Genomic DNA, 22,969 nt, shown 5'->3' with positions numbered 1-22,969 from the left:
GATCAAAGAAACCCATCTGCGTCATCGCTGCATCCCCTATATGCCGGTTCACCATGTCACGATATCGCAGCGCCAAGGTCAGGGCAATTTTTAGAGGTGCCCATCAGATCATTTGTTCGCCCGCGGTCGGGAGGCGAGAAAAACAAGGGGGCGCATGGCCCCCTAACGACTTAGCGGGTTTGCGACCGCGCGTCATATTGGTTGCCGCGTTGCGGCATCATGTCTTGGGCCGATTGTCAAGCACCCGCTTGGCCTTGCCCTCGGAACGGGCAATGGCGTTGGGATCCTTGACCTCGATCCGGGTCGAGACGCCGACCACGCTTTTGATGTGATGCGCCAGTTCCTTGGCGGAATGGGCGCGGGCGGATTCGTCGGTCATTTCGGGCGCGCATTCGACATGCACGGTCATGCTGTCCATCCGGCCCGAGCGGGTCAGCTCGATCTGGAAATGCGGCGCCAGACCCTTGCATTTCAGGATCTGCTCCTCGATCTGGGTCGGAAAGACGTTGACGCCGCGCAGGATGATCATGTCGTCGCTGCGGCCGGTGATCTTCTCGATCCGGCGCATCGAGCGCGCGGTGCCGGGCAAGAGCCGGGTCAGGTCGCGGGTGCGATAGCGCACCATCGGCAGCCCTTCCTTGGTCAGCGTGGTAAAGACCAGCTCGCCGATCTCGCCGTCGGGCAGCACCTCGCCCGTGACCGGGTCGATGATTTCCGGGTAGAAATGATCTTCCCAGATATGCAGCCCGTCCTTGGTCTCGACACATTCCATGGCGACGCCGGGGCCCATGACCTCGGAAAGGCCGTAGATGTCGACGGCGTGCATGTCGAAGGCTTCCTCGATCTCCTGGCGCATGGCGTTGGTCCAGGGCTCGGCGCCGAAAATGCCGATCTGCAACGAGGACTCGCGCGGGTCCAGGCCCTGGCGGCGGAACTCGTCCAGGATCGACAGCATGTAGCTGGGCGTCACCATGATGATGCGCGGCTTGAAGTCGTCGATCAGCGTCACCTGCCGCTCGGTCATGCCGCCCGAGATCGGGACCACGGTGCAGCCCAGCCGCTCGGCCCCGTAATGCGCGCCGAGGCCGCCGGTGAACAGCCCGTAGCCATAGGCGTTGTGCAGGATGTCGCCCGGCCGGCCGCCGGCGGCGCGGATCGAGCGCGCGATCAGGTTCGCCCAATGGTCGATGTCGGCCTGGGTATAGCCCACCACGGTCGGCTTGCCGGTGGTGCCGGACGAGCCGTGGATGCGCACCAGCTTGGACTGCGGCACGGCGAACATGCCGAAGGGATAGGTGTCGCGCAGATCCTGCTTGGTGGTGAAGGGGAATTTCGCGATATCCGCGAGCGATTTCAGATCCTCGGGATGGACGTCATGCTCGATGAAGCGGTTGCGATAGAAGGGCGAATTTTCGAAGGCGTGCTTCAGCGACCGCTTCATGCGGTGGAATTGCAGGGCCTCGATCTCGTCGCGCGAGGCGATCTCGATCGGGTCCAGCTCTTTCCTTTCGGGCGCCAATGGGTGCATGGATTCCTCCCCTTGCGATGGGTTGCGGTCAGGGCTCGACCGGCAGATGGGTGCCTTTGACGGTGCGGGAGTGGCCGCGGAACTCGGCCACATGCGCACCGTCCTGGTTGGTGATGCGGATGTCGTAGATGCCCGAGCGGCCGCGGCGCGAGACCTCGCGCGCCTGGGCCGTCAGCCGGTCGCCGATGCGGACGGGCAGCAGGTAGCTGATCGAGCAGTGCTGCGCCACGACCAGCTGGTTGTAGCTGTTGCAGGCAAAGGCGAATGCGCTGTCGGCGAGCGTGAAGATATAGCCGCCGTGGCAATTGCCGTGGCCGTTCGACATGGCCTCGGTGATGGTCATGGAAAGCGTGGCCTCGCCGGGCGCGATATGGTCCAGGCTCATGCCCAGCCGCTGGCTGGCGGAATCATCGTTCCACATCGCATGGGCCGAGGCTTCGGCCAGTTCCTGCGCGGTCATCTGGGCCACGGGCTTGGTCATGTCGTTCATTGTCCCCTGAACTCCGGCCGGCGTTTCTCCAGGAAGGCGGTGACGCCCTCGGCGTAATCGGCGCTGCGGCCTGCCTGCCGCTGGCAGTCGCGCTCCATGTCCAGCTGCGCGTCCAGGCTGTTGGTGGCGGCCGCCTGGATCAGCCGCTTGGTCAGACCCAGGCCCAGTGTCGGCCCGGCGGCCAGTGATTTCGCCAGCGCCCCGGCCTCGTCCATCAGCGCCGCGTCCTCCACGGCCTTCCAGATCAGGCCCCAGTCCGCGGCCTTTTCCGCCATCAGCGGCTCGGCCGTCAGGGCCAGCGCCTTGGCGCGCGGCTCGCCCAGGATACGGGTCAGGCTGAAGGTGCCGCCGGCATCGGGGATCAGGCCGATCTTCGCAAAAGCCTGGATGAACTTCGCCGATTTCGCCGCCAGCACGATGTCGCAGGCGAAGGCGATATTCGCCCCGGCCCCGGCCGCAACGCCGTTGACCGCGCAGACCACCGGCTTTTCCAGCGCCCGGATCAGCCGCAGCGTCGGGTTGTAGAAGGTCTCGAGCGTCTGGCCCAGGTCGGGGGCGGGGCCGCCCTTGCGCGGGTCGCGGTCGCCCAGATCCTGCCCGGCGCAGAAGCCGCGCCCGGCGCCGGTCAGCAGCACGGCGCGCACCGCCGCATCGTCATGGGCGCGCTGGATCCCGGCGCGCAGTGCCCGGTGCATCTCTTCGTTGAAGGAATTCAGCTTGTCGGGGCGATTGAGCGTCAGCGTCAGCACGCCATCGGCCAAGGCCGCCAGGACGGTTTCCGTCATCGGTAAAACTCCCATGCCCCGGCAACCGGGGCTCCCTGAAAATTTTTGTTGCATAAACCGACCGGCCGGTCAATGATAATCTGGCAAGTGAGGGGGAACACCGTGACAGAATTTTTCGACCGCCATCGGCCGATGCTGGACGCTGCGCTGGATGCCCTGCGCCAGCGTGCATTCTGGAGCCCGTTCCCCGAGATTCCAAGCGGCAAGATCTATGGCGAATCGGCGCGCGAGGAGGGCGAGACCGGCTTCGCCGCCCTGCGCAATGCCGGCTTCGAGCTGCCGGGACACCCGAATCAGCGCCGGCTGGGTGCCGAGGTCTCGCCCTTTGGCGGTGCCTTGGGGATCACCTATCCGGCCGCCGATGCCGCGACGCTGATCGCGGCGGCACAGGCGGCGCAGCCGGCGCTGGCCGCGGCCAGTCCCGAAGCGCGGGTGGGCGCCTGCCTCGAGGCGCTGGTGCGGCTCAACCGCATCAGCTTCCTCATCGGCCATGCCACCATGCACACCACGGGGCAGGCTTTCGCCATGGCCTTCCAGGCGGGCGGGCCGCATGCGCAGGACCGCGGGCTCGAGGCGGTGGCGATGGCCTGGGACGAGATGACCCGATTCGCCCCGCAGGCGCGCTGGGAAAAGCCGCAGGGCAAGGCGGCGCCGATCGTGCTGGAAAAGCATTGGTCGATCGTGCCGGCCGGCCTGTCGCTGGCCATCGGCTGCAACACCTTCCCGACCTGGAACTCTTATTCCGGGATCTTCGCCAGCCTCGCCACCGGCAACCCGGTGATCGTCAAGCCGCATCCCACCGCCATCCTGCCGCTGGCGCTGACCGTCCGCGTGCTGCGCGAGGTGCTGGCCGAGGCCGGGCTGCCGGCCGATTCGGTGCTGCTGGCCGTGGACGAGCGCGGGGCCGAGATCACGCAGGATCTGGCCACCCACCCGGCGGTGCGGCTGATCGACTATACCGGATCGGGCGCCTTCGGCGACTGGCTGCGCGGCCACGCGACCCAGGCGCAGCTGTTCACCGAGGAGGCGGGCGTCAACACCGTCACCATCGCCGCCACCGACGATTTCGCCGGCATGTGCGCCAATCTGGCCTTTTCGCTGGCGCTTTATTCCGGGCAGATGTGCACTGCGCCGCAGAACATCTATGTCCCGGAAGGCGGCATAGACACCGACCAGGGCCGCAAGAGCTTCGACGAGGTCGGGCTGGCGCTGGCCGCGGCCATCGACGCATTGCTGGCCGACCCGGCCCGCGCGGCGGGCATCTGCGGCGCCATCGCCAACCAGGCCACGCTGGAGCGGGTGCAGCAGGCGCGCGGGCTTGGCCGGGTGCTGCGCGATTCGGCGCCGCTGGGGCAGGGGCGCACCGCCACGCCGCTGCTGCTGGCGCTGCGGGACGGCGATCCGGCCTGCGAGCGGGAATGCTTCGGCCCCATCGCCTTCGTCATCGCGGTGAAGGACGCCGATGCCGCCATCGCCCGCGCCGCCGATCTGGCGCGGCGCAAGGGCGCGATCACCGCCGCGCTCTACGACCGGGACGAGGTGCGCATTGCCCGCGCTGCGCAGGCCTTTGCCGCGGCCGGAGTCAACCTGTCGGTGAACCTGACCGGCAATATCTATGTCAACCAGTCGGCGGCCTTCAGCGATTTCCATGTCACCGGGGCCAACCCGGCGGGGAATGCCTGCCTGACCGACACCGCCTTCGTCGCCAGCCGGTTCCGGCGCGCCATGTGGCGCCGGCCGGCCGCGGCCTGACCAAGTCAACTAGTTCTCTGGGAGGAGACGAACCATGAAAAAGACCCTGACGACGACCGTTCCGGCCGCGCTGATCGCGCTTGGCCTGGCCTCTGCCGCCAGCGCCGAGATCAAGATCGGCGCCTCGGTTTCCGCGACCGGGCCGGCCGCCTTCCTCGGCGACCCCGAGGCCAAGACCCTGCAGATGCTGGTCGAAGAGCTGAACGCCAAGGGCGGCATCAACGGCGAAGAGATCGCGCTGGTGCTTTACGATGACGGCGGCGACGCCAACAAGGCGCGCACCTTCGCCACCCGCCTGATCGAGGATGACGAGGTGCAGGCCATCATCGGCGGCACCACCACCGGCACCTCGATGTCGATCCTGGCCGTGGCCGAGGATGCCGAGATCCCCTTCATCTCGCTGGCCGGTGCCATCGACATCATCCAGCCGGTCAAGCCCTTTACCTTCAAGACCCCGCATACCGACCGCATGGCCTGCCAGAAGATCTTCGAGGACATGCAGAAAAGCGGCATCCAGAAGATCGGCATGATCTCGGGCACCGACGGTTTCGGCGCCTCGATGCAGGCGCAATGCAAGGACGTGGTCGGCGAATACGGCATCGAGATCGCCGCGGACGAGACCTATGATCCCAAGGACGCCGACATGACGGCGCAGCTGACCAAGATCCGCAACACCGATGGCGTGCAGGCGGTGCTGAACCCCGGCTTCGGCCAGGGCCCGTCCATCGTGACCCGCAACTATCGCCAGCTGGGCATCGAGCTGCCGCTTTACCAGTCGCATGGCGTCGCCTCGGACGGGTTCATCGAGCTGGCCGGTAAGGAAGCGGCCGAGGGCGTGCGCCTGCCCGGTACCGCGCTGCTGGTCGCGGACCTCTTGGCCGAGGACGATCCGCAAAAGCCGGTCGTCACTGCCTACAAGACCGCCTATGAGGGCAAGTTCAAGGAGCCGGTCGGCACCTTCGGCGGCTATGCCCATGACGGTTTCGCCCTGCTGGTCGATGCGGTGACGCGCGCCGGCTCGGCCGAGCCCGAGGCGATCCGCGACGCGCTGGAGCAGACCTCGGGACTGGCGGGCACGACCGGCATCTATACCATGTCGCCCGAGGACCATCTGGGGCTGGACCTGTCGGCCTTCCGCATGCTGGAGGTCAAGGACGGCAGCTGGTCCATCGTCGAATGACCCCGTGCGGTCCCCGCAGGGGGACCGCTTCCGCCCGCTCGGGAGAGCCCAGCCAGAGAGCCTCGGCATGTCTGAACTTCTGCAATTCCTGTTTTCAGGGCTGACGGTGGGCGCGGTCTATGCGCTGGTCGCCCTTGGTTTCACGATCATCTACAACGCCTCGGACGTGGTGAACTTCGCCCAGGGCGAGTTCGTCATGCTGGGCGGCATGATCACATGGTTCGCCCATGCCGCCGGCCTGCCGCTGCCGCTGGCGGCGCTGATCGCCATCGTCGCCACCGCGGCGCTGGGGGTCGCCATCAACAAGCTGGCCATCGAGCCGGCGCGCGGCGCGCCGGTCGTGTCGCTGATCATCATCACCATCGGCGCCTCGGTCTTTCTGCAAGGCGCGGCGCAGCTGGTCTTCGACAAGCAGATCCACAGCTTCCCGGCCTTTTCCGGCGACACGCCGCTGCGCATCGGCGGTGCGACGATCCAGCCGCAAAGCCTGTGGGTGATCGGCGGCGCGCTGGTGGTCTTTGCCGGGCTGTGGCTGTTCTTCACCCGCACGCTTCTGGGCCGGGCGGTGCTGGCGACCTCGAACAACCGGCTGGCGGCGCAGCTCGTCGGCATCAACACCAATTTCGTCATGACGCTGTCCTTCGCGCTGTCGGCCGGGATCGGCGCCCTGGCCGGGGTGCTGGCCACGCCGATCACGCTGACCGCCTATAATGTCGGCATCGGCTTTGCGCTGAAGGGCTTTGCCGGCGCCATGCTGGGCGGCATGGGCAATCCCAAGGGCGCGCTGGCCGGCGGCTTCCTGATCGGGCTGATCGAGGCGCTGACCGCGGGCTACCTCTCCTCGACCTACAAGGAGGCCGCGGCCTTCGTGGTGATCCTGCTGGTCCTGTTCTTCATGCCCCAGGGCCTGTTCGGCCGCAAATCGACGGAGCGGGTGTGATGCCGAGACTGACCGCCAAATCCGCCACGCTGCTGGTGCTGGCCGCGCTGATCGCGGTGACGCCCTTCTTCTTTCCCTCGGGCTATTACTACCGGGTCGGCGCGCTGATCTTCGTCAACGGGCTGGCCGTGACCGGCATCGTGATCCTGACCGGCTATGCCGGGCAGATCAGCCTGGGCCATGCCGGTTTCGCCGGCATCGGCGGCTATGCCTGCGCCTTGGCGCCCACGCATCTGGGCCTGCACCCGTCGCTGGCCGTGGTGCTGGGTGCGGCGATCTCGGGCGTGCTGGCCTATCTGGTCGGCCGGCCGATCCTGCGGCTCAAGGGCTATTACCTCGCCGTGGCCACGCTGGGCTTCGGCATCCTCGTCTCGATGGTGCTGAACAACGAGCGCCAGCTGACCGGCGGCCCCGACGGCATCGCGGTGCCCGAGCTTGGCCTGCGCGGGCTGCTGAAAGACTGGGGGCTGGACCTGACCAACGGCCAGTTCTGGTATTTCTTCTGCGGGCTCGTGCTGCTGGCCGGCGCCTGGCTGGCGCTGAACCTGCATCAAAGCCCCAGCGGCCGGGCGCTGCGCGCGCTGCACGGATCCGAGATCGCCGCCGGCACCGTCGGTATCGACGTGGCGCGGGTCAAGCTGCAGGCCTTTGTCATCTCGGCGGTCTATGCCTCGGTCGCGGGCTCGCTGGTGGCGTTGCAGAACAAGTTCATCACCCCCGATGTCGCCGGCTTCATGCATTCGATCGAGATGGTGACCATGGCCGTGCTGGGCGGCGCCGGTTCGGTGCTGGGCGCGATCTTCGGCGCCGGCATCCTGACGCTGCTGCCGCAGGTGCTGACCGTCTTTGCCGAATACGAGCAGCTGGTGCTGGGCCTGGTGATGATGCTGGTGATGATCTTCCTGCGCGAGGGGCTTTTGCCCTCGGTCCTGCGCAAGCTGAGGGGGAGGGACGAATGACGCTGCTTTCGGTCGAAGGTCTGGGCATCAGCTTCGGCGGCATCAAGGCCGTGAACGATGTCAGCTTCAAGGTCGAGTCGGGCGAGATCGTCTCGGTCATCGGCCCGAACGGCGCCGGCAAGACCACGCTGTTCAACATGATCTCGGGCGTCTATCAGCCCGGCTCGGGCCGGGTGGTGCTGGAGGGCGAGGACGTGACCGGCATGGCGCCGTTCCGGCTGGCCAGCCGCGGCATGTCGCGCACCTTCCAGAACCTGCAGATATTCCAGAACATGACGGTGTTGGAAAACGCCATCTCGGGCTTTCACCTGCAGGAGCGGGGGGCGGTGCTGGCCGACCTGCTGCACCTGCCCGCCTCGCGCCGCCGGGCGCGGGCGGCCGATGCGGGCGCGCGCGCGCTTCTGGCCCGGGTCGGGCTGGAGCGGGCGGCGGATCGCGAGGCGGGGAACCTGTCCTATGGCTCGCTCAAGCGGCTGGAGATCGCCCGCGCGCTGGCGATGAAGCCCAAGGTGCTGCTGCTCGACGAACCGGCGGCCGGCTGCAACGCCGTCGAGACCGAGGAGATCGACCACCTGATCGCCGAGGTCGCGGCCTCCGGCACCGCCATCCTGCTGGTCGAGCATGACATGAAGATGGTCATGCGCATTTCCAGCCATATCGTGGTGCTGGACCATGGCGAGAAGATCGCCGAGGGCGCGCCGGCCGAGGTCAGCCGCAACCCGGCGGTGATCGCCGCCTATCTGGGAACCGAGGAGGGTGCCGATGCTGACGGTTGAGGGCTTGCGCTCGCGCTATGGGCGCATCGAGGTCTTGCACGGCATCGACCTGCATGTCGATTCCGGCGAGATCGTCACCGTGGTCGGCGCCAACGGCGCGGGCAAGACCACGCTGCTGCGCTGCCTCTCGGGCGTGCAGCCGGTCTCGGCCGGGCAGATCACCTTCCGGGGCGAGCCGCTGGCCGGGGTGCCGGCGCATCGCCGCCCGGCGCGCGGGCTGACGCAATCGCCCGAGGGCCGGCAGATCTTCACCAATCTCACGGTCGAGGAGAACCTGCGCCTCGGCGCCTTCCTCTACAGCGACGACCGGGTGGAAAAGGACATGCAGGACGCGTTCCAGATGTTCCCGATCCTGCGCGAAAAGCGCAACCTGGCGGCCGGCGGGCTGTCGGGCGGCCAGCAGCAGATGCTGGCCATGGCGCGGGCGCTGATGGGCCGGCCGTCCTGCCTGCTTCTGGATGAGCCCTCGATGGGCCTGGCGCCGATCATCGTCCAGCAGATCTTCGACGTGGTCAGCGGGCTCAAGGCGCTTGGCGTGACCGTGCTGCTGGTCGAGCAGAACGCCTTCGGCGCCTTGAAGATCGCCGACCGGGGCTATGTCATGGAAACCGGCCGCATCACCATGCAGGGACCGGCGGCGGAACTGATCGCCGATCCGCGCATCCGCGAAGCCTATCTGGGGATCTGAGGACATGACCGTAACCATCGCCCGCCAAGGGGAAATCGCCATCGTCACCGTGGACAACCCGCCGGTCAACGCGCTGAGCCAGGCGCTGCGGCAGGGGCTGTGGGATGCCGTGGACACGCTGGACGCGGACCCGCAGGTCGCGGCGGTGGTGCTGGCCTGCGCCGGCCGCACCTTCATCGCCGGGGCCGATGTGACGGAATTCGGCAAGCCGCCGCAGCCGCCGCACCTGCCCGATCTGGTGGACCGGATCGAGGCCGCGCAAAAGCCCTGGGTCGCGGCCATCCACGGCTCGGCCCTGGGCGGCGGGTTCGAGGTGGCGATGGGCTGCCGCTTCCGGGTGGCCGCCCCCGACGCTTCGGTCGGCCTGCCCGAGGTAAGCCTCGGCATCGTTCCCGGCGCCTCGGGCACGGTGCGTACGCCGCGCCTCGCCGGGGCCGCGCTGGCGGTGGAACTGGTCACTTCGGGCCGGCCGATGCGCGCGGCGAAAGCCGCCGAGGCGGGGCTGGTCGATGCGGTGATCCAGGGCGACCTGCTGGAAGGCGCCACAGCCTTCGCCCGGCAGGCGCTGGCCCAGCCCTTGCCCGCGCCGGTCTCGGCCCGTCCCGTCGCCGCGCCCGATGCCGGTTTCTGGGCCGAGCAGGAGAAGGCCGTGGCCAAATCCGCCAAGGGCGCTGCCGCGCCGCTGCGGGCGCTGGCCTGCCTGCGCAAGGCCGTCGAAGCGCCCTTCGCCGAGGCCATGGCCTTCGAGCGCCAGACCTTCCTGGAACTGCGCGGCTCGGATCAGGCGGCGGCGCTACGCCATGTCTTCTTCGCCGAGCGCGCCGCGCCGCGCCCGGCCGCCCTGCGCGAGGTGGAGCCCTTGCCCCTGCGCCGCGCGGCGGTCATCGGCGGCGGCACCATGGGCGCGGGGATCGTCGCCGCCCTGCGCGAGGCCGGCCTGCCCGTCACTCTGGTCGAGCGCGACGACGAGGCGGTGGCGCGCGGCCTTGCCAATCTGCGCGGCATCTTCGCGGGCGGCGTCAAGCGCGGCAAGCTGACCGAGGCGCAGGCCGAGGGCCTGGCGGTCGGCGTCACCGGGACGACGGATTACGCCAGCCTTGCCGATGCCGATCTGGTCATCGAGGCGGTGTTCGAGGAAATCGGCGTCAAGCGCGCCGTGTTCGAGCAACTGGCCCGGGTCTGCCGCCCGGATGCGGTGCTGGCGACCAATACCTCCTATCTCGACCCGCGCGCCATCGCCGAGGTGCTGCCCGAGCCCGAGCGTTTCATCGGCCTGCATTTCTTCAGCCCAGCCAATGTGATGAAGCTCCTAGAGATCGTGCCGGTGCCCGAAACCTCCGACCGCACCCTGGCCACCGGCTTCGCGCTGGCGCGGCTGCTGAAGAAGATCCCGGTCCGCGCCGGTATCTGCGAGGGCTTCATCGGCAACCGCATCCTGAAACGCTATCGCGCGGCGGCCGAGGCGCTGGTCCGCCAAGGCGTGCCGATCGCAGAAATCGACGCCGCCATGCGCGGCCACGGCTTTGCCATGGGCCCGTTCGAGGCGCAGGATCTGGGCGGGCTCGACATCGCCTTCCTGCAACGCGAGGGCGCGCGGGCGGCCGGGCAGGCGGTGCCCGAGACGCTGGGCGACATCCTGGTGCGCGCCGGCCGCAAGGGGCAAAAGACCGGCGGCGGCTGGTATGACTATGCGCCGGGCGAGCGCAAGCCGCAGCCCTCGGCGGCGGTGGCCGAACTGCTGGCGGGCCACATCCGGCCCGGCCCGGCCATGGGCCGCGAGGAAATCGCCCAGGCCCTTGTCGCCGAAATGGCCGCCGAGGGGCAGGCGATCCTGGACGAGGGCATCGCGCAGGCGCCCGCCGACATCGACCTGGTCGAGATCCACGGCTACGGTTTCCCGCGCTGGCGCGGCGGGCCGATGTTTGCCACCGGCATCCGCGGCTGAAGCACCGGGGCCGGGCTGGATGGGGCCGCTTGAAACCATGCGGCCCGCCTTGCCCTGCGCGAAGCCCGGCGATTTTCGCCGCCCGTCCGACGCCCGCCTCAGGCGGCGCAGCGCAATCGCGTCGCCGCGGCCCCGGCCAGGTCCAAGAGCAGGGCGCGGCTTTCTTCCCAGCCCAGGCAGCCGTCGGTGATGCTTTGCCCATAGGTTGGCGCCTGGCCGGGCCGCAGATCCTGCCGCCCCGCCACCAGGTTGCTTTCCAGCATGACGCCGCGGATGCGCGTCTCGCCGGTGCGGACCTGCGCCGCGACATCGGCGATGACCAGGGACTGACGCGCCGGATCCTTGCCGCTGTTGGCGTGGCTTGCGTCGATGACGATGCCGGGCTCGACCTCGGCCTTGGCCGCGGCCGCCGCCACCGCCGCGACATGTTCGGCACCGTAATTCGGCCCGTCATGGCCGCCGCGCAGCACGACATGGCAGGCATCGTTGCCGGTGGTGGTGGCGATGGCCGCCGCCCCCTCGGCGGTGATCGCCGGGAAACTGTGCGGCCGCGCGGCCGAGCGGATCGCGTCCAGCGCCACCTGCACCCCGCCGTCGGTGCCGTTCTTGAACCCCACCGGGCAGGACAGGCCCGAGGCCAGCTGGCGGTGGATCTGGCTTTCCGTGGTGCGCGCGCCGATGGCGCCCCAGGCGATCAGGTCGGCGAAATATTGCGGCAGGATCGGGTCCAGGAACTCGGTCGCCGCCGGCAGGCCTATGCGGTTGATCTCCAGCAGCAGGCGGCGGGCCAGTGGCAGCCCGTCCTCGATCCGGTCCGAACCGTCCAGATGCGGATCGTTGATCAGCCCCTTCCAGCCGACGGTGGTGCGCGGCTTCTCGAAATAGACCCGCATGACGATCTCCAGCCGGTCGGAGAGCGCGCGGCGCAACTCGGCCAGGCGCGCGGCATAATCCAGCGCCGCCGCGGGGTCGTGGATCGAGCAGGGGCCGGCGACGACCAGCAGCCGGTCGTCGCGCCCGGCCAGGATGGCGCGGATGGCGGCGCGGCTGTCGGCGACGATGCGCGACACCGCCTCGTCCCGCGGCAGCGATTCGGCCAGGGCGGCGGGGGCGGGCAGGGGGCGTAATGCGGCGATGCGCAGGTTCTCGGTCTGGATGGGCATGGCTCTTTCTTTCTGCAAAGGGCCGGACCGGAAGCGCATGGAACTGAAAAAGCCGCCGGTCTTGGGCCAGCGGCTTCGGGGGTTCGTTATCGCGCGGTTCGCGCTACACCCGGCTCCGCTGGATAGCGGAACCAATAAAACGAGACGGTGCAGGGCATTCGATGCGACATGCGGCCTCCATAACCGCTGCGCAGCGCGCTGTCACGCCGATTCTTGCGCGCGGGCTTTGGCGGTGCGCCGCGCCATGCTACCCTGCCGCGCATGACCAGGATGCAGCCTCCCACCGCGGGATCGGACAGGGCCGATGGGGAGCAGGGCGGCTCGCCCCCTTGCCAGGCCGAGCGGATCGCGCCGGACTACTTCGATCCCTTGGCCGTCGATGCAGGGCAGGCCCGCGACGTGGCGCGCTGGCGCAGGGCGCGGCGCGAGGAATTGCTGGCCAGCCGCGCGGGCCTGAGCATCGCCGCGCGCCAGGCCATCGCCGCGGCCATCGCCCGCGGCCTGGACGCGCTGCTGGCCGCGCATCTGCCCGATCCCCGCGGCCGTGTGGTCGCCGGCTATTGGCCGATCCGGTCGGAACCCGACCTGCGCCCCTGGCTGGCCCGCCTGCATGATCGCGGCGCCCTTCTGGCCCTGCCCGAGGTCGAGCGGCCGGCCAACCCGCTGGTCTTTCGCCCCTGGCATCCCGGCGCGGCGATGCGGCGCGGGCATTGGAACATCCCGGTGCCGGCGAACACCGAAACGGTCGAGCCGGATGTGGTTCTGGCCCCGCTGGTCGGCTGGGACGGCGCCGGCTATCGGCTGGGTTATGGCGGCGGCTATTTCGACCGCACGCTGGCCGCGCGGCAGCCGCTGGCCGTCGGGGTCGGCTTGCAGGCGGCCCGGCTGGCGACGATCTATCCGCAGCCACACGACATCCGGCTGGCCGCCATCGTCACCGAATGCGGTCTGCAATATCGGGACAGGGCGTGAAAAAATCCCGTCGGGCATGGCATCGATTTCCGTGCCCGCGACGTTGAGCGACAGCCGGCAGGGGCCGGCGGGCAGCAAGGGACAAGCACCGATGACCAAGACAATCCTGGGCCTCAGCGGCAGCCTGCGGCGCGCCTCGTTTAATGCCGGGCTGCTGCGCGCCGCGGCCGACCTGGCGCCCGAGGGGGTGCGCATCCAGACCGGTTCGATCCGCGAGGTGCCGCTTTACGACGGCGATCTGGAGGCCGAGTCGGGCCTGCCGCAGCCGGTACGCGCCCTGCAAGCGCAGCTTGCGGCGGCGGACGGGTTGCTGATGGTGACGCCGGAATACAACAACGGCGTGCCGGGCGTGTTCAAGAACGCCATCGACTGGATGTCGCGCGGCGAGGGGCTGGCGCTGTTCGTGGGCAAGCCGGTGGCGGTGATCGGCGCCTCGCCCGGCGGGTTCGGCACCATCCTGGCGCAGAACCACTGGCTGCCGGTGCTGCGCACGCTCAAGGCCGCGCTGTGGACCGAGGGGCGGCTGATGGTGTCGCGCGCGGGATCGGTCTTCGACGACCAGGGCAACCTGACCGACGACAAGACGCGCGCGCAGCTGCGGAAATTCCTGGAGGGCTTTGCCGCGCGCCTCTGATCCGGGACGGGTCATGCGAAAGGCAGCCCGAGGGCTGCCTTCTTGCGTCGATGCGGTGGACGATTATTCGGCCGCGAAGGTGGCGGCGAACTGCCCGCACCAATCGTTCGACTTGACGACCGGCCAATAGCCCCTGGTGTCCGCATCCTTCTGGTTGACGGGGGGGTTGGCGCGGCACAGGCCGGAATCCGAAAGCGTGCTGGCGGAGTTGGCGACGTGATCCTCATAGAACGCGCAGGCGCTGCAAGCGGTTTTCGTCATGGCTGTTCTCCTGTCTGGCTGGCTGTCTCTGGGGTGGCTGGCTGGCGTTTCGGCTGGCTGGCGACCTTGGCCCGGATATAGCGGGCGATTCGCGAGGGGTCAAGAAATAATCTTGTAAAAACATATAGTTGATAGAAGTTCTTGGTGTTATGATCCCGATCCGAACACTCGGATTTGGATTTTGCGTCCTGTGAAAAACGCTCGGGAAAGGCGGGTGGCGGCGCGGCGTCAAGAAAGCTTCACCGAACTGAGCCGTTTTCGTCACCGATCCCGGCTATGAGCCCCCCAACCGCTCATGGAGGGCCCGCCTTGCTTGCAGTTCAGAACGTCACCCGCGTCTTTTCCGGGCGTGCCGCGGTGGACGATATCAGCTTTTCCGTGGACGGCCCGGCCTTCGTCGGCATCATCGGCCGGTCGGGGGCGGGCAAGTCCACCTTCCTGCGGATGATGAACCGGCTGACCGACGCCTCGGCCGGGCGGATCTGCGTGGACGGGCGCGACATCCTGGCGCTGCGCGGCCGCGACCGCCGCGCCTGGCAAAGCCAATGCGCGATGATCTTCCAGCAATTCAACCTGGTGCCGCGCATGGACGTGGTCTCGAACGTGCTGCACGGGCTGCTGAACCGCCGGCCGGTGCTGGCGACGCTGTTCAACCTCTGGCCGCGCGCCGACATCCTGCGCGCGCTGGAGATCCTCGACCGGCTCGGCATCGCCGAACAGGCGCCCAAGCGGGCCGAGGCGCTGTCGGGCGGCCAGCAGCAGCGCGTCGCCATCGCCCGCGCCCTGATGCAGGATCCCCGGATCATCCTGGCCGACGAGCCCATCGCCAGTCTCGACCCGATGAACGCGCAGATCGTCATGGACACGCTCAAGCGCATCAATGTCGAGGACGGGCGCATGGTCATCGCCAACCTGCACACGCTGGACACGGCGCGGCGCTATTGCGACCGGGTGATCGGCATGCGCGACGGCCGCATCGTCTTCGACGGCACGCCCGCGCAGCTTTCGACCGGCGTCGCCCGCGACATCTATGGCGCCGACCACAGCTTCAACGAGGCCGCGACCTCGACCGCCATCCCCGCCGACGCCGCGGCCGATGCGGCCTATGCCGCGCGGTTGATGGCCTGACGGCCCCGCAATACCGCAACCCATGGAGAGACCATGAAACCGCTTGCCCTGGCGCTTGCCGCCGCCACCGCCCTCAGCTCCGGCCTGACCTCGGCCGCCACCGCCCAGCCGATCACCGGCTTCAACCTCGGGATCATGGGCGGCGAGAACGCGCAGGACCGCATGACCTCGAACGAATGCTACCGCGCCGCCATCGAGGCCGAGCTGGGCGTGCCGGTCAAGGTCTTCACCCCCGCCGATTACGACGGCGTCATCCAGGGCCTGCTGGGCGGCACGCTGGACATGGCCTGGCTGGGCGCCTCGGGCTATGCCAAGATCCATCTGACCGATGCCGAGGCGGTCGAGCCGGTGCTGACCAAGCAGAACATGGACGGCTCGACCGGCTATTACGCCATCGGCTTCGCGCGCAAGGACAGCGGCATCGCCTCGATCGAGGATGCCAGGGGCAAGTCCTTCGCCTTTGCCGAGCCGAACTCGACCTCGGGCTATCTGGTGCCGGGCGCCGAACTGGCCGAGACCCATGGCAAGCTGGAGGATTTCTTCGGCCAGGTCCGTTTCGCCGGCGGGCATGAACAGGCCATCATCGGCGTGGCCAATGGCGATTTCGATGCCGGCGTCAGCTGGGCCGACGGTCTGGGCGATTGGGAGGACGGCTATAACTCGGGCGCCTTCCGCAAGGCCGCCGATGCCGGGCTGGTCGAGATGAACGACCTGGTCGAGATCTGGAAATCCAAGCTGATCCCGGAAGGGCCGATGGTGCTGCGCAAGGCCCTGCCGCAGGAGGTCAAGGACAAGGTCACGAAACTGACCGCCGACCTGCACGAGACCGACAAGGCCTGCGCCTATGGCGTTGCGCATGGCGAGGCCAAGGATTTCGTGCCGGTGACGCATGACGCCTATCTGGGCGTGGTCGCCGCCCGCAAGCTGCAGGAAACGGCGCAGTAAGCGCCTCTTCCCGGCCGCGTCCCCGTGCCGGGGCGCGGCATCCGCAATTCAGCCGCAGGACTCTCATGGCCGCCCTTGCCCCGGACCATATCCGCGATGCCTATCTGGAACTGGCCCGCCGCCGCCGGCTTTACGGCGGGCTGTTGCTGGTGATCTTCGTCGCCATGATGGCGGCCGGGTTCCGGCTGGCCGAAAGCCGCAATGCCGGCGGCTTCGTCGACGGGCTGCCGATGGTGCTGGCCTTCCCCTCCGAGGTGCTGGCCGAGGCATGGCAGAAGCGCGCGAACCTGCCGGGCCTGCTGGCCAAGCACCTGCCCTCGCTGGTCGAGACGCTGAACATCGCCGCGGTCTCGACGCTTTTGGGCGGGCTGATGGCGATGGGGCTGGCGCTTCTGTCGACGCGCGGGCTGGCGCGCTGGCCGCGGCTGACCGGGCTGTTCCGCCGGCTGATGGACGCGCTGCGCGCCGTGCCCGAGATCGTGATCGCTCTGGTGCTGATCTATATCCTCGGCGGCGGGCCGGTGCCGGCGGTCATCGCCATCTCGCTGCATACTGCCGGCGCGCTCGGCAAGCTGTTTTCCGAAGTGGCCGAGAATGCCGACCTGAAGCCGGTCGAGGGGCTGGCCTCGGTCGGCGCCGGCTGGGGCCAGCAGGTCGGGCTGGGCGTGCTGCCGCAGGTCGCGCCGAACTGGCTGTCCTATGCGCTGATGCGCTTCGAGATCAACCTGCGCGCCAGCGCCATCCTGGGCTTCGTCGGCTCGGGCGGCATCGGCTACGACCTGAAGCTGGCGATGCAATGGGGCACGGGCCGCTATGACCAAGTGGTGGCGATCTTCCTGCTGCTGTTCGTGGCCATCGTCGCCATCGACCGGCTGTCCGACCACGCGCGCAGCCGGCTGGTCAGGGGCTGAACCATGACGACCACCGCCACGCTTTCCCCCGCGCTGACCGATACCGTGTTGACCCGTTTCGCCCGCCGCCGGCTGGCAGCCTTTGCGGTGCCGCTGGCGATCCTTGGCTATCTGGCCTATGCCGCCATCGCCTTCGACATCGCCGGGCTGGCCGGGCGGGCGCGGATGGACAATGCCGCCGTGCTGCTGGCGGATTTCTGGCAGCACAAGACCCATGTGACGCGCGACAACCGCACGGGCGCGCTGCGCGTCGCCATCGACGGCGAGGCCAAGGGCACCTATCCGCCGGATCGCCTGCCTGCCTGGATCGCCACCGAGGGCGATGCGACCCGCATCGACCTGGGCCACGGCCATGTCGTCACCTATGACGCGGAGGGCGCGCGCTACGACGTGCCGGGCTACGGCCTGATCGACATCCGCCAGCAGGATGGCGGGCTGCGCCTGACCGCGCCCGAGCCGCTGCCGGACTGGATCAACGCCTCGGGCAGCCGGGTCAGCGTCACCACCGAGGCCGGGCGCTTTGCCTATACCCGCGCCAAGGTCGAGACCTTCCGCTATCAGCCGGGCTGGGCGCTGTTCTTCTTTACCCTGGACAGCCCGTTTCACTACATGAGCTGGCCCGAGATCGCCGCCAGCGCGCTTTGGGGGCCGCGCGTCGATCCCGATCTGCCCAACATCGCCGCCATGGCGCGCGATTTCTGGACCAACGCGATGTGGCGGCATGGCGACGTGATCTGGGCCATGTTCGAGACGGTGCTGATGGCCTTTCTGGGCACGTTCGGCGCGGCGCTCGTGGCGCTGCCGCTGGGCTTCATGGCGGCGCGCAACATGATGCCGCTGGGCGCGCTGCGCTTCGGGCTGCGGCGGATCTTCGACTTCATCCGCGGCGTGGACGGGCTGATCTGGACCATCGTGCTGGCCCGCGCCTTCGGTCCCGGCCCGATGACCGGCGCGCTGGCGATCCTGCTGACCGACACGGGAAGCTTCGGCAAGATGTTCTCGGAAGCCTTGGAAAACATCGACGAAAAGCAGGTCGAGGGCATCCGCTCGACCGGCGCGGGTGCGGTGCAGCGCGCGCGCTTCGGGGTGATCCCGCAGGTGACGCCGGTGCTGCTGTCGCAGGTGCTGTATTTCCTGGAATCGAACACGCGCGGCGCCACGGTGATCGGCGCCATCGTCGGCGGCGGCATCGGCCTGTTGCTGACCCAGGCGATCCAGACCCAGAAGGACTGGGAGGACGTGGCCTATTACATGGTGCTGATCGTGCTGATGGTGATGGCGATGGACAGCTTCTCGGGCTGGCTGCGGCGCAGGCTGATCCGGGGCTAGAGGGCATCCTCGGGGCGCAGGGTCAGCGTGACGCGGTCGCCGGCGAACCAGGTGGTGCCGTATTCCACCGGCACGCCGCCCGCGTCCACGTTCACCGCCACCGAACGCAGCACCGGTGCGCCCTCCGGCACCTCCAGCGCCAGCGCCATCACCGCCGGCGCCAGTTCCGCCGTCAGCCGGGTCGAGGCGCGGGTGTAGTCCCTCAGCCCGCATTCCGCCAGCGCCGCCGTGACCGAGGGGATCGCCACCACATGCCGCAAAAGCCCGGGGAAGCGTCCGGCATCGAAGACCGAGCGGAACACCGCCACCGGCTGGCCATCGACCAGCGACACGCCCTCGACCACATGCACCGGGCTGCCGGGGCCAAGGCGCAGCGCCTCGGCCTCCTCGGCATTGGCGGCGCGCGTCTCGGTCAGCGTCAGCCGGCGCGAGGGCGTGCGGCCCGAGGCGGTGATGTTCTGGTGAAACCGCACCCGCAGGCCCAGCGGATAATCGGTGGGCCGCGCCGCGACGAAAACCCCGGCCCCGCGACGCGAGCGCACCGTCCCCGCCTCGGCCAGCGCGGCCAGCGCGTGGCGCACGGTATGGCGATTGACGCCGAAACGCGCCGCCAGCACCGCCTCGGAGGGCAGCTTGTCGCCGGGGTGGTAATGCCCCCCGGCGATTTCACCGGCCAGCGTGTCGGCGATGGATTTCCAGATCGGACTGCGGGCCATCTCGCCTCCGTCACCAAAAATTCACGAGGCCGGACCTTGAGCCGAATCGGCGGTCGGGCTATTACTTGTCTAGTTGTATAGAAAACTAGACAAACCCGCAAGCTTGTCGAGGCCCGGAATGTCCCACTCTCCCCATCCTGAAACCGCTGCGCGCCGCGACTGGATCTCGGCGCTGGCCAAGGCGCCGCCGGGGCGGCTGGCGGCGCTGCTGCCCGAATTGCCGGCGCATGAGATGCTGCGTGCGCCCGAGATCGGCACCGTGATGGTGCAGGGCCGCATCGGCGGCACCGGCGCGCCCTTCAACCTGGGCGAGATGACCGTGACCCGCTGCTCGGTCCGGTTGTCGGGCGGGGCGGTGGGCCATGCCTGCGTGCAGGGCCGCGACAAGGCCCATGCCGCCCGCGCCGCCGTCGCCGATGCGCTGATGCAGACCGATGCGGCGCCGCAGATTGCGGCGCAGGTGCTGGGCCCGCTGCGCCAGGAGGCCGCCGAAGCCCGCGCCACCCGCGCCGCCAAGGCCGCCGCCACCCGCGTCGAATTCTTCACCATGCTGCGCGGAGAGGACGCATGAACGCCATCCTGACCGGCGGTTTCGCCGACCCCTCGACCCAATCCGCCCATGCCTTTCGCGCGCTCTTGGAGGCCATGGCCCGGCCCGGCCGCATCTTTGCCGTGCAGGGCGCCCGGCCGCCCGCGCCGATCTCGGTCGCGGCCGGGGTGGCGCTCTTGACCCTGACCGACGCCACCACGCCGCTGCATCTGGCCGGCGCCGCGGATTGCGAGGCGCTGCGCGGCTGGATCGGCTTTCACACCGGCGCGCCGCTGGTTGCGGCCGATCAGGCGCAATTCGCGCTTGGCCGCTGGGATGCGCTGCAACCGGTCAGCCGCTTTCGCATCGGCGAGCCGTCCTATCCCGACCGCTCGGCCACGCTGATCGTGGATCTGGACCGGCTGGAGGCAGAGGGCGCCCGCCTGACCGGCCCTGGCATCGAAACCGAGGCGCGGCTTTCGCTGCCCGAAACTGCCGGCTTCCGCGCCAACCGGGCGCTGTTCCCGCTGGGCCTCGATTGCATCCTGACCTGCGGCGCGCGCCTTGCCGCCCTGCCGCGCAGCACCATCGTGGAGGACGCCTGATGTATGTCGCCGTCAAAGGGGGCGAGCGCGCCATCGACGCCGCCCATGCCTGGCTGGCCGAGGAACGCCGCGGCGATCCCGCGGTCCCCGAGCTGACCGTGGCCCAGATCCGCGAGCAGATGGCGCTGGCGGTAAACCGGGTGATGGCCGAGGGCTCGCTTTACGATCCCGACCTCGCCGCGCTGGCGATCAAGCAGGCGCGCGGCGACCTGATCGAGGCGGTGTTCCTGATCCGCGCCTATCGCACCACATTGCCGCGTTTCGGCGCCTCGCGCCCGGTCGATACGGCGGCGATGGCGGTCGATCGCCGCGTCTCGGCCACCTTCAAGGATCTGCCGGGCGGGCAGGTGCTGGGCCCGACCTTCGACTATACCCACCGCCTGCTGGACTTCGCGCTGGCCGCCGAAGGCACGCCGCCGCCCGCCCCCATGGCGCCTGTCTCGGACGAGCCGGTGCCGCATGTCACCGGCCTGCTGGACCGCGACGGGCTGATCGAGCAGCAGCCGGCCGAGGACACGCCCGCCCCCGACCTGACCCGCCAGCCGCTGGAACTGCCGGCCTCGCGCGCGCTGCGCCTGCAGGCGCTGGCGCGGGCGGACGAGGGCTTCACCCTGTCGCTGGCCTATTCCACGCAGCGCGGCTATGGCCGCACCCATGCCTTTGTCGGCGAATTGCGCATCGGCCGCGTCGCGGTCGAGGTGGAGCTGCCCGAGCTGGGTTTCGCCGTCGAGATCGGCGAGGTCGAGCTGACCGAATGCGACACGGTGAACCAGTTCAAGGGCTCGAAGACCGAGCCGCCGCAATTCACCCGCGGCTATGGCCTGGTCATGGGCCAGTCGGAACGCAAGGCGATTTCCATGTCGCTGGTCGACCGCGCCCTGCGCTGGCAGGAACTGGGCGAGGATTTCACCGGCGCCCCCGCGCAGGATGAGGAATTCGTGCTAAGCCATTGCGACAACATCCAGTCGACGGGTTTCCTCGAACATATCAAGCTGCCGCATTACGTCGATTTCCAGGCCGAGCTGGAACTGGTCCGGCGCATGCGGCGCGAGGCCGTGCAGATGCAGGAGGCGGCGGAATGACCGACCAAGCCTATAATTTCGCCTATCTGGACGAACAGACCAAGCGGATGATCCGCCGCGCGCTTCTGAAGGCGTTGGCGGTGCCCGGCTATCAGGTGCCCTTCGCCAGCCGCGAGATGCCCATGCCCTATGGCTGGGGCACTGGCGGCGTGCAGGTGACGGCGGCCTGCCTGACCCCGGACGACCGGCTGAAGGTCATCGACCAGGGCGCCGACGACACCACCAATGCCGTGTCGATCCGCCGCTTCTTCCAGCGCACGGCGGGGGTCGAGACCACCGAGCGCACTGCGGAGGCCACGGTGATCCAGACCCGCCACCGCATCCCCGAGCAGCCGCTGGCCGAGGGGCAGATCCTGGTCTACCAGGTGCCGATCCCCGAGCCCCTGCGCTTTCTGGAGCCGCGAGAGACCGAGACGCGCAAGATGCACGAGCTTGAGGAATACGGGCTGATGCATGTCAAGCTTTACGAGGACATCGCCCGGCATGGCGAGATCGCGACCGCCTATGCCTATCCGGTGCGGGTCGAGGGGCGCTATGTCATGGACCCCTCGCCGATCCCGAAATTCGACAATCCGAAGCTGGCCGGCAACCCGGCGATCCAGCTGTTCGGCGCCGGGCGCGAGGCGCGCATCTATGCCGTGCCGCCATATTCGGATGTGGTCAGCCTGGATTTCGAGGACCATCCCTTTGTCGCCTCGAAGGCCGATCACGCATGCGACCTCTGCGGCTCGGCCGGCAGCTATCTGGACGAGGTCATCACCGACGACCGCGGCACGCGCATGTTCGTCTGTTCCGACACCGATTTCTGCGCCTCGCGCCGGGCGCAGGGGCATCGCGGCCGCCTGTCGCCGCAAGGAGCCACGCCATGACCCTGATGCAGAACGCCATCACCGCCGCACCACTGCTGTCGGTGCAGGGCCTGACGAAACGCTACGGTGCCCGGATCGGCTGCATGGGCGTCGGCTTCGACCTTTATCCCGGCGAGGTGCTGGGCATCGTCGGCGAAAGCGGTTCGGGGAAATCGACGTTGCTGTCCTGCCTTGCCGGGCACCAGCGCCCGGACGAGGGGCGGATCCTGTTCGACGGCGCCGATGTGCTGGCTTTCTCCGAGGCCGAGCGGCGCCGGCTGTTGCGCGGCGACTGGGCCTATGTCCACCAGAACCCGCGCGACGGGCTGCGCATGGGCGTCTCGGCCGGCGGCAATGTCGGCGAGCGGCTGATGGCCGTGGGGGGGCGCAACTATGCCACCATCCGCGAGAGTGCCACCGACTGGCTGGGTCGGGTCGAGATCGCGGCGGACCGGATCGACGACCGCCCCTCGGCCTTCTCGGGCGGCATGCAGCAACGCTTGCAGATCGCCCGCAACCTGGTGACGGGGCCGCGGCTGGTGTTCATGGACGAACCCACCGGCGGGCTTGACGTCAGCGTGCAGGCGCGGCTGCTGGACCTGTTGCGCGGGCTGGTGCGCGACCTTGGCCTGTCGGTGGTGATCGTGACCCATGACCTTGCCGTGGTGCGGCTGCTTGCGGACCGGCTGATGGTGATGAAATCCGGCCGCGTGGTGGAATGCGGGCTGACCGACCAGGTGCTGGACGATCCGCAGCATGCCTATACCCAGCTTCTCGTGTCCTCTGTCCTTCAGGTGTAGCCC

24 protein-coding genes are annotated in these 22,969 nt (G+C 68.9%); 18 read left to right on the top strand and 6 right to left on the bottom strand.

Annotation, left to right across the window (positions count from 1 at the left end):
* Positions 1 to 217: 217 nt before the first annotated feature.
* The 3 genes from paaK to paaG are packed head-to-tail and all read right to left on the bottom strand — an operon-like array spanning position 218 to position 2,803.
* Positions 218 to 1,528 (bottom strand): phenylacetate--CoA ligase PaaK, encoded by a 1,311-nt coding sequence (gene paaK / locus ACDP63_RS15170; RefSeq protein WP_024843935.1) that lies wholly within the window; start codon positions 1,526 to 1,528, stop codon positions 218 to 220.
* Between the two features lie 28 nt (positions 1,529 to 1,556).
* Entirely contained in the window at positions 1,557 to 1,988 is a 432-nt protein-coding gene (paaI, locus tag ACDP63_RS15165; RefSeq protein ID WP_211331241.1) for a hydroxyphenylacetyl-CoA thioesterase PaaI, read from the bottom strand.
* Positions 1,989 to 2,014: 26 nt separating this feature from the next.
* Entirely contained in the window at positions 2,015 to 2,803 is a 789-nt protein-coding gene (gene paaG / locus ACDP63_RS15160) for a 2-(1,2-epoxy-1,2-dihydrophenyl)acetyl-CoA isomerase PaaG (RefSeq protein WP_024843933.1), read from the bottom strand.
* A gap of 102 nt (positions 2,804 to 2,905) precedes the next feature.
* Between paaG and paaN the strand changes: the two genes are divergently transcribed.
* From paaN to ACDP63_RS15125, 7 genes are all read left to right on the top strand, one after another.
* A complete protein-coding gene (gene paaN, locus ACDP63_RS15155; RefSeq protein ID WP_024843932.1) occupies positions 2,906 to 4,555 on the top strand; it encodes a phenylacetic acid degradation protein PaaN in 1,650 nt (549 codons plus the stop codon).
* 34 nt (positions 4,556 to 4,589) lie between these two features.
* Positions 4,590 to 5,735 (top strand): ABC transporter substrate-binding protein, encoded by a 1,146-nt coding sequence (locus ACDP63_RS15150; protein WP_024843931.1) that lies wholly within the window; start codon positions 4,590 to 4,592, stop codon positions 5,733 to 5,735.
* Between the two features lie 67 nt (positions 5,736 to 5,802).
* A complete protein-coding gene (locus tag ACDP63_RS15145) occupies positions 5,803 to 6,675 on the top strand; it encodes a branched-chain amino acid ABC transporter permease (RefSeq protein ID WP_011751016.1) in 873 nt (290 codons plus the stop codon).
* Positions 6,675 to 7,634, top strand: coding sequence for a branched-chain amino acid ABC transporter permease (locus ACDP63_RS15140; RefSeq protein WP_024843930.1), 960 nt, complete (start codon positions 6,675 to 6,677; stop codon positions 7,632 to 7,634). The genes ACDP63_RS15145 and ACDP63_RS15140 overlap by 1 nt, the downstream gene beginning before the upstream one ends.
* On the top strand, positions 7,631 to 8,410 hold the full coding sequence (locus tag ACDP63_RS15135) for an ABC transporter ATP-binding protein (RefSeq protein ID WP_024843929.1): 780 nt from the start codon (positions 7,631 to 7,633) through the stop codon (positions 8,408 to 8,410). Before ACDP63_RS15140 ends, ACDP63_RS15135 begins: the two co-directional genes overlap by 4 nt.
* Positions 8,397 to 9,098 (top strand): ABC transporter ATP-binding protein, encoded by a 702-nt coding sequence (locus tag ACDP63_RS15130; RefSeq protein WP_024843928.1) that lies wholly within the window; start codon positions 8,397 to 8,399, stop codon positions 9,096 to 9,098. Before ACDP63_RS15135 ends, ACDP63_RS15130 begins: the two co-directional genes overlap by 14 nt.
* A gap of 4 nt (positions 9,099 to 9,102) precedes the next feature.
* Complete coding sequence (locus ACDP63_RS15125; RefSeq protein ID WP_024843927.1) at positions 9,103 to 11,043, top strand: 3-hydroxyacyl-CoA dehydrogenase NAD-binding domain-containing protein; 1,941 nt, start codon at positions 9,103 to 9,105, stop codon at positions 11,041 to 11,043.
* A 98-nt stretch (positions 11,044 to 11,141) separates the two neighbouring features.
* On the opposite strand, the gene ACDP63_RS15120 is transcribed toward ACDP63_RS15125, so the two are convergent.
* The gene (locus ACDP63_RS15120; protein WP_409928203.1) at positions 11,142 to 12,206 is read right to left on the bottom strand and encodes a 3-deoxy-7-phosphoheptulonate synthase; all 1,065 of its coding nucleotides are present in this window, start codon (positions 12,204 to 12,206) and stop codon (positions 11,142 to 11,144) included.
* 270 nt (positions 12,207 to 12,476) lie between these two features.
* Here ACDP63_RS15120 and ACDP63_RS15115 point away from each other — a divergent pair, with 270 nt between their 5' ends.
* Together ACDP63_RS15115 and ACDP63_RS15110 are read left to right on the top strand one after the other, a co-directional pair.
* Positions 12,477 to 13,178, top strand: coding sequence for a 5-formyltetrahydrofolate cyclo-ligase (locus ACDP63_RS15115; RefSeq protein WP_024843925.1), 702 nt, complete (start codon positions 12,477 to 12,479; stop codon positions 13,176 to 13,178).
* Between the two features lie 91 nt (positions 13,179 to 13,269).
* Positions 13,270 to 13,812, top strand: coding sequence for an NADPH-dependent FMN reductase (locus ACDP63_RS15110; protein ID WP_024843924.1), 543 nt, complete (start codon positions 13,270 to 13,272; stop codon positions 13,810 to 13,812).
* 63 nt (positions 13,813 to 13,875) lie between these two features.
* Here ACDP63_RS15110 and ACDP63_RS15105 read toward each other — a convergent pair whose 3' ends face one another.
* Positions 13,876 to 14,073 carry a hypothetical protein gene (locus ACDP63_RS15105; protein WP_024843923.1) on the bottom strand — a complete coding sequence of 66 codons (198 nt, stop codon included), beginning with the start codon at positions 14,071 to 14,073 and terminating at the stop codon, positions 13,876 to 13,878.
* A 309-nt stretch (positions 14,074 to 14,382) separates the two neighbouring features.
* Between ACDP63_RS15105 and phnC the strand changes: the two genes are divergently transcribed.
* The 4 genes from phnC (at position 14,383) to phnE (ACDP63_RS15085) (ending at position 18,386) form a co-directional block, all read left to right on the top strand.
* Positions 14,383 to 15,201, top strand: a complete 819-nt coding sequence (gene phnC, locus ACDP63_RS15100; RefSeq protein ID WP_024843922.1) for a phosphonate ABC transporter ATP-binding protein — start codon at positions 14,383 to 14,385, stop codon at positions 15,199 to 15,201.
* A gap of 33 nt (positions 15,202 to 15,234) precedes the next feature.
* Positions 15,235 to 16,146 carry a phosphonate ABC transporter substrate-binding protein gene (gene phnD, locus ACDP63_RS15095; protein ID WP_024843921.1) on the top strand — a complete coding sequence of 304 codons (912 nt, stop codon included), beginning with the start codon at positions 15,235 to 15,237 and terminating at the stop codon, positions 16,144 to 16,146.
* Positions 16,147 to 16,211: 65 nt separating this feature from the next.
* Positions 16,212 to 17,057 (top strand): phosphonate ABC transporter, permease protein PhnE, encoded by an 846-nt coding sequence (gene phnE / locus ACDP63_RS15090; protein ID WP_024843920.1) that lies wholly within the window; start codon positions 16,212 to 16,214, stop codon positions 17,055 to 17,057.
* Between the two features lie 3 nt (positions 17,058 to 17,060).
* Positions 17,061 to 18,386 (top strand): phosphonate ABC transporter, permease protein PhnE, encoded by a 1,326-nt coding sequence (phnE, locus tag ACDP63_RS15085; RefSeq protein ID WP_024843919.1) that lies wholly within the window; start codon positions 17,061 to 17,063, stop codon positions 18,384 to 18,386.
* Here phnE (ACDP63_RS15085) and phnF read toward each other — a convergent pair.
* Positions 18,383 to 19,102, bottom strand: a complete 720-nt coding sequence (phnF, locus tag ACDP63_RS15080; protein WP_024843918.1) for a phosphonate metabolism transcriptional regulator PhnF — start codon at positions 19,100 to 19,102, stop codon at positions 18,383 to 18,385. The genes phnE (ACDP63_RS15085) and phnF overlap by 4 nt on opposite strands.
* Before the next feature lie 118 nt (positions 19,103 to 19,220).
* On the opposite strand from phnF, the gene phnG reads away from it, so the two are divergent.
* From phnG to phnK, 5 genes are read left to right on the top strand one after another with little or no spacing between them, the layout of a single operon-like run.
* Positions 19,221 to 19,673 (top strand): phosphonate C-P lyase system protein PhnG, encoded by a 453-nt coding sequence (gene phnG, locus ACDP63_RS15075; protein WP_024843917.1) that lies wholly within the window; start codon positions 19,221 to 19,223, stop codon positions 19,671 to 19,673.
* Positions 19,670 to 20,236 carry a phosphonate C-P lyase system protein PhnH gene (gene phnH, locus ACDP63_RS15070; protein WP_024843916.1) on the top strand — a complete coding sequence of 189 codons (567 nt, stop codon included), beginning with the start codon at positions 19,670 to 19,672 and terminating at the stop codon, positions 20,234 to 20,236. Before phnG ends, phnH begins: the two co-directional genes overlap by 4 nt.
* Positions 20,236 to 21,318: a carbon-phosphorus lyase complex subunit PhnI gene (locus tag ACDP63_RS15065; RefSeq protein ID WP_024843915.1), complete on the top strand. Its 1,083-nt coding sequence runs from the start codon at positions 20,236 to 20,238 to the stop codon at positions 21,316 to 21,318. The genes phnH and ACDP63_RS15065 overlap by 1 nt, the downstream gene beginning before the upstream one ends.
* Entirely contained in the window at positions 21,315 to 22,187 is an 873-nt protein-coding gene (locus ACDP63_RS15060; protein ID WP_024843914.1) for an alpha-D-ribose 1-methylphosphonate 5-phosphate C-P-lyase PhnJ, read from the top strand. The genes ACDP63_RS15065 and ACDP63_RS15060 overlap by 4 nt, the downstream gene beginning before the upstream one ends.
* On the top strand, positions 22,184 to 22,966 hold the full coding sequence (gene phnK, locus ACDP63_RS15055) for a phosphonate C-P lyase system protein PhnK (protein ID WP_028710243.1): 783 nt from the start codon (positions 22,184 to 22,186) through the stop codon (positions 22,964 to 22,966). Before ACDP63_RS15060 ends, phnK begins: the two co-directional genes overlap by 4 nt.
* Positions 22,967 to 22,969 lie beyond the last annotated feature (3 nt).

This window comes from Paracoccus sp. P2 (assembly GCF_046335115.1).
Taxonomy (GTDB): domain Bacteria; phylum Pseudomonadota; class Alphaproteobacteria; order Rhodobacterales; family Rhodobacteraceae; genus Paracoccus; species Paracoccus pantotrophus.
The sequence above is the reverse complement of the archived record's forward strand: the minus strand, read 5'-3'. Positions and strand labels throughout refer to the sequence as shown.

Excerpts from the sequence above, each read along its gene's own strand:
- paaK (WP_024843935.1), bottom strand. The coding sequence starts at position 1,528 with ATGCACCCATTGGCGCCCGAAAGGAAAGAGCTGGACCCGATCGAGATC.
- paaI (WP_211331241.1), bottom strand. The coding sequence starts at position 1,988 with ATGACCGCGCAGGAACTGGCCGAAGCCTCGGCCCATGCGATGTGGAAC.
- paaG (WP_024843933.1), bottom strand. The coding sequence starts at position 2,803 with ATGACGGAAACCGTCCTGGCGGCCTTGGCCGATGGCGTGCTGACGCTG.
- ACDP63_RS15150 (WP_024843931.1), top strand. The coding sequence starts at position 4,590 with ATGAAAAAGACCCTGACGACGACCGTTCCGGCCGCGCTGATCGCGCTT.
- ACDP63_RS15145 (WP_011751016.1), top strand. The coding sequence starts at position 5,803 with ATGTCTGAACTTCTGCAATTCCTGTTTTCAGGGCTGACGGTGGGCGCG.
- ACDP63_RS15140 (WP_024843930.1), top strand. The coding sequence starts at position 6,675 with ATGCCGAGACTGACCGCCAAATCCGCCACGCTGCTGGTGCTGGCCGCG.
- ACDP63_RS15135 (WP_024843929.1), top strand. The coding sequence starts at position 7,631 with ATGACGCTGCTTTCGGTCGAAGGTCTGGGCATCAGCTTCGGCGGCATC.
- ACDP63_RS15130 (WP_024843928.1), top strand. The coding sequence starts at position 8,397 with ATGCTGACGGTTGAGGGCTTGCGCTCGCGCTATGGGCGCATCGAGGTC.
- ACDP63_RS15125 (WP_024843927.1), top strand. The coding sequence starts at position 9,103 with ATGACCGTAACCATCGCCCGCCAAGGGGAAATCGCCATCGTCACCGTG.
- ACDP63_RS15120 (WP_409928203.1), bottom strand. The coding sequence starts at position 12,206 with ATGCCCATCCAGACCGAGAACCTGCGCATCGCCGCATTACGCCCCCTG.
- ACDP63_RS15115 (WP_024843925.1), top strand. The coding sequence starts at position 12,477 with ATGCAGCCTCCCACCGCGGGATCGGACAGGGCCGATGGGGAGCAGGGC.
- ACDP63_RS15110 (WP_024843924.1), top strand. The coding sequence starts at position 13,270 with ATGACCAAGACAATCCTGGGCCTCAGCGGCAGCCTGCGGCGCGCCTCG.
- ACDP63_RS15105 (WP_024843923.1), bottom strand. The coding sequence starts at position 14,073 with ATGACGAAAACCGCTTGCAGCGCCTGCGCGTTCTATGAGGATCACGTC.
- phnD (WP_024843921.1), top strand. The coding sequence starts at position 15,235 with ATGAAACCGCTTGCCCTGGCGCTTGCCGCCGCCACCGCCCTCAGCTCC.
- phnE (WP_024843920.1), top strand. The coding sequence starts at position 16,212 with ATGGCCGCCCTTGCCCCGGACCATATCCGCGATGCCTATCTGGAACTG.
- phnE (WP_024843919.1), top strand. The coding sequence starts at position 17,061 with ATGACGACCACCGCCACGCTTTCCCCCGCGCTGACCGATACCGTGTTG.
- phnF (WP_024843918.1), bottom strand. The coding sequence starts at position 19,102 with ATGGCCCGCAGTCCGATCTGGAAATCCATCGCCGACACGCTGGCCGGT.
- phnG (WP_024843917.1), top strand. The coding sequence starts at position 19,221 with ATGTCCCACTCTCCCCATCCTGAAACCGCTGCGCGCCGCGACTGGATC.
- phnH (WP_024843916.1), top strand. The coding sequence starts at position 19,670 with ATGAACGCCATCCTGACCGGCGGTTTCGCCGACCCCTCGACCCAATCC.
- ACDP63_RS15065 (WP_024843915.1), top strand. The coding sequence starts at position 20,236 with ATGTATGTCGCCGTCAAAGGGGGCGAGCGCGCCATCGACGCCGCCCAT.
- ACDP63_RS15060 (WP_024843914.1), top strand. The coding sequence starts at position 21,315 with ATGACCGACCAAGCCTATAATTTCGCCTATCTGGACGAACAGACCAAG.
- phnK (WP_028710243.1), top strand. The coding sequence starts at position 22,184 with ATGACCCTGATGCAGAACGCCATCACCGCCGCACCACTGCTGTCGGTG.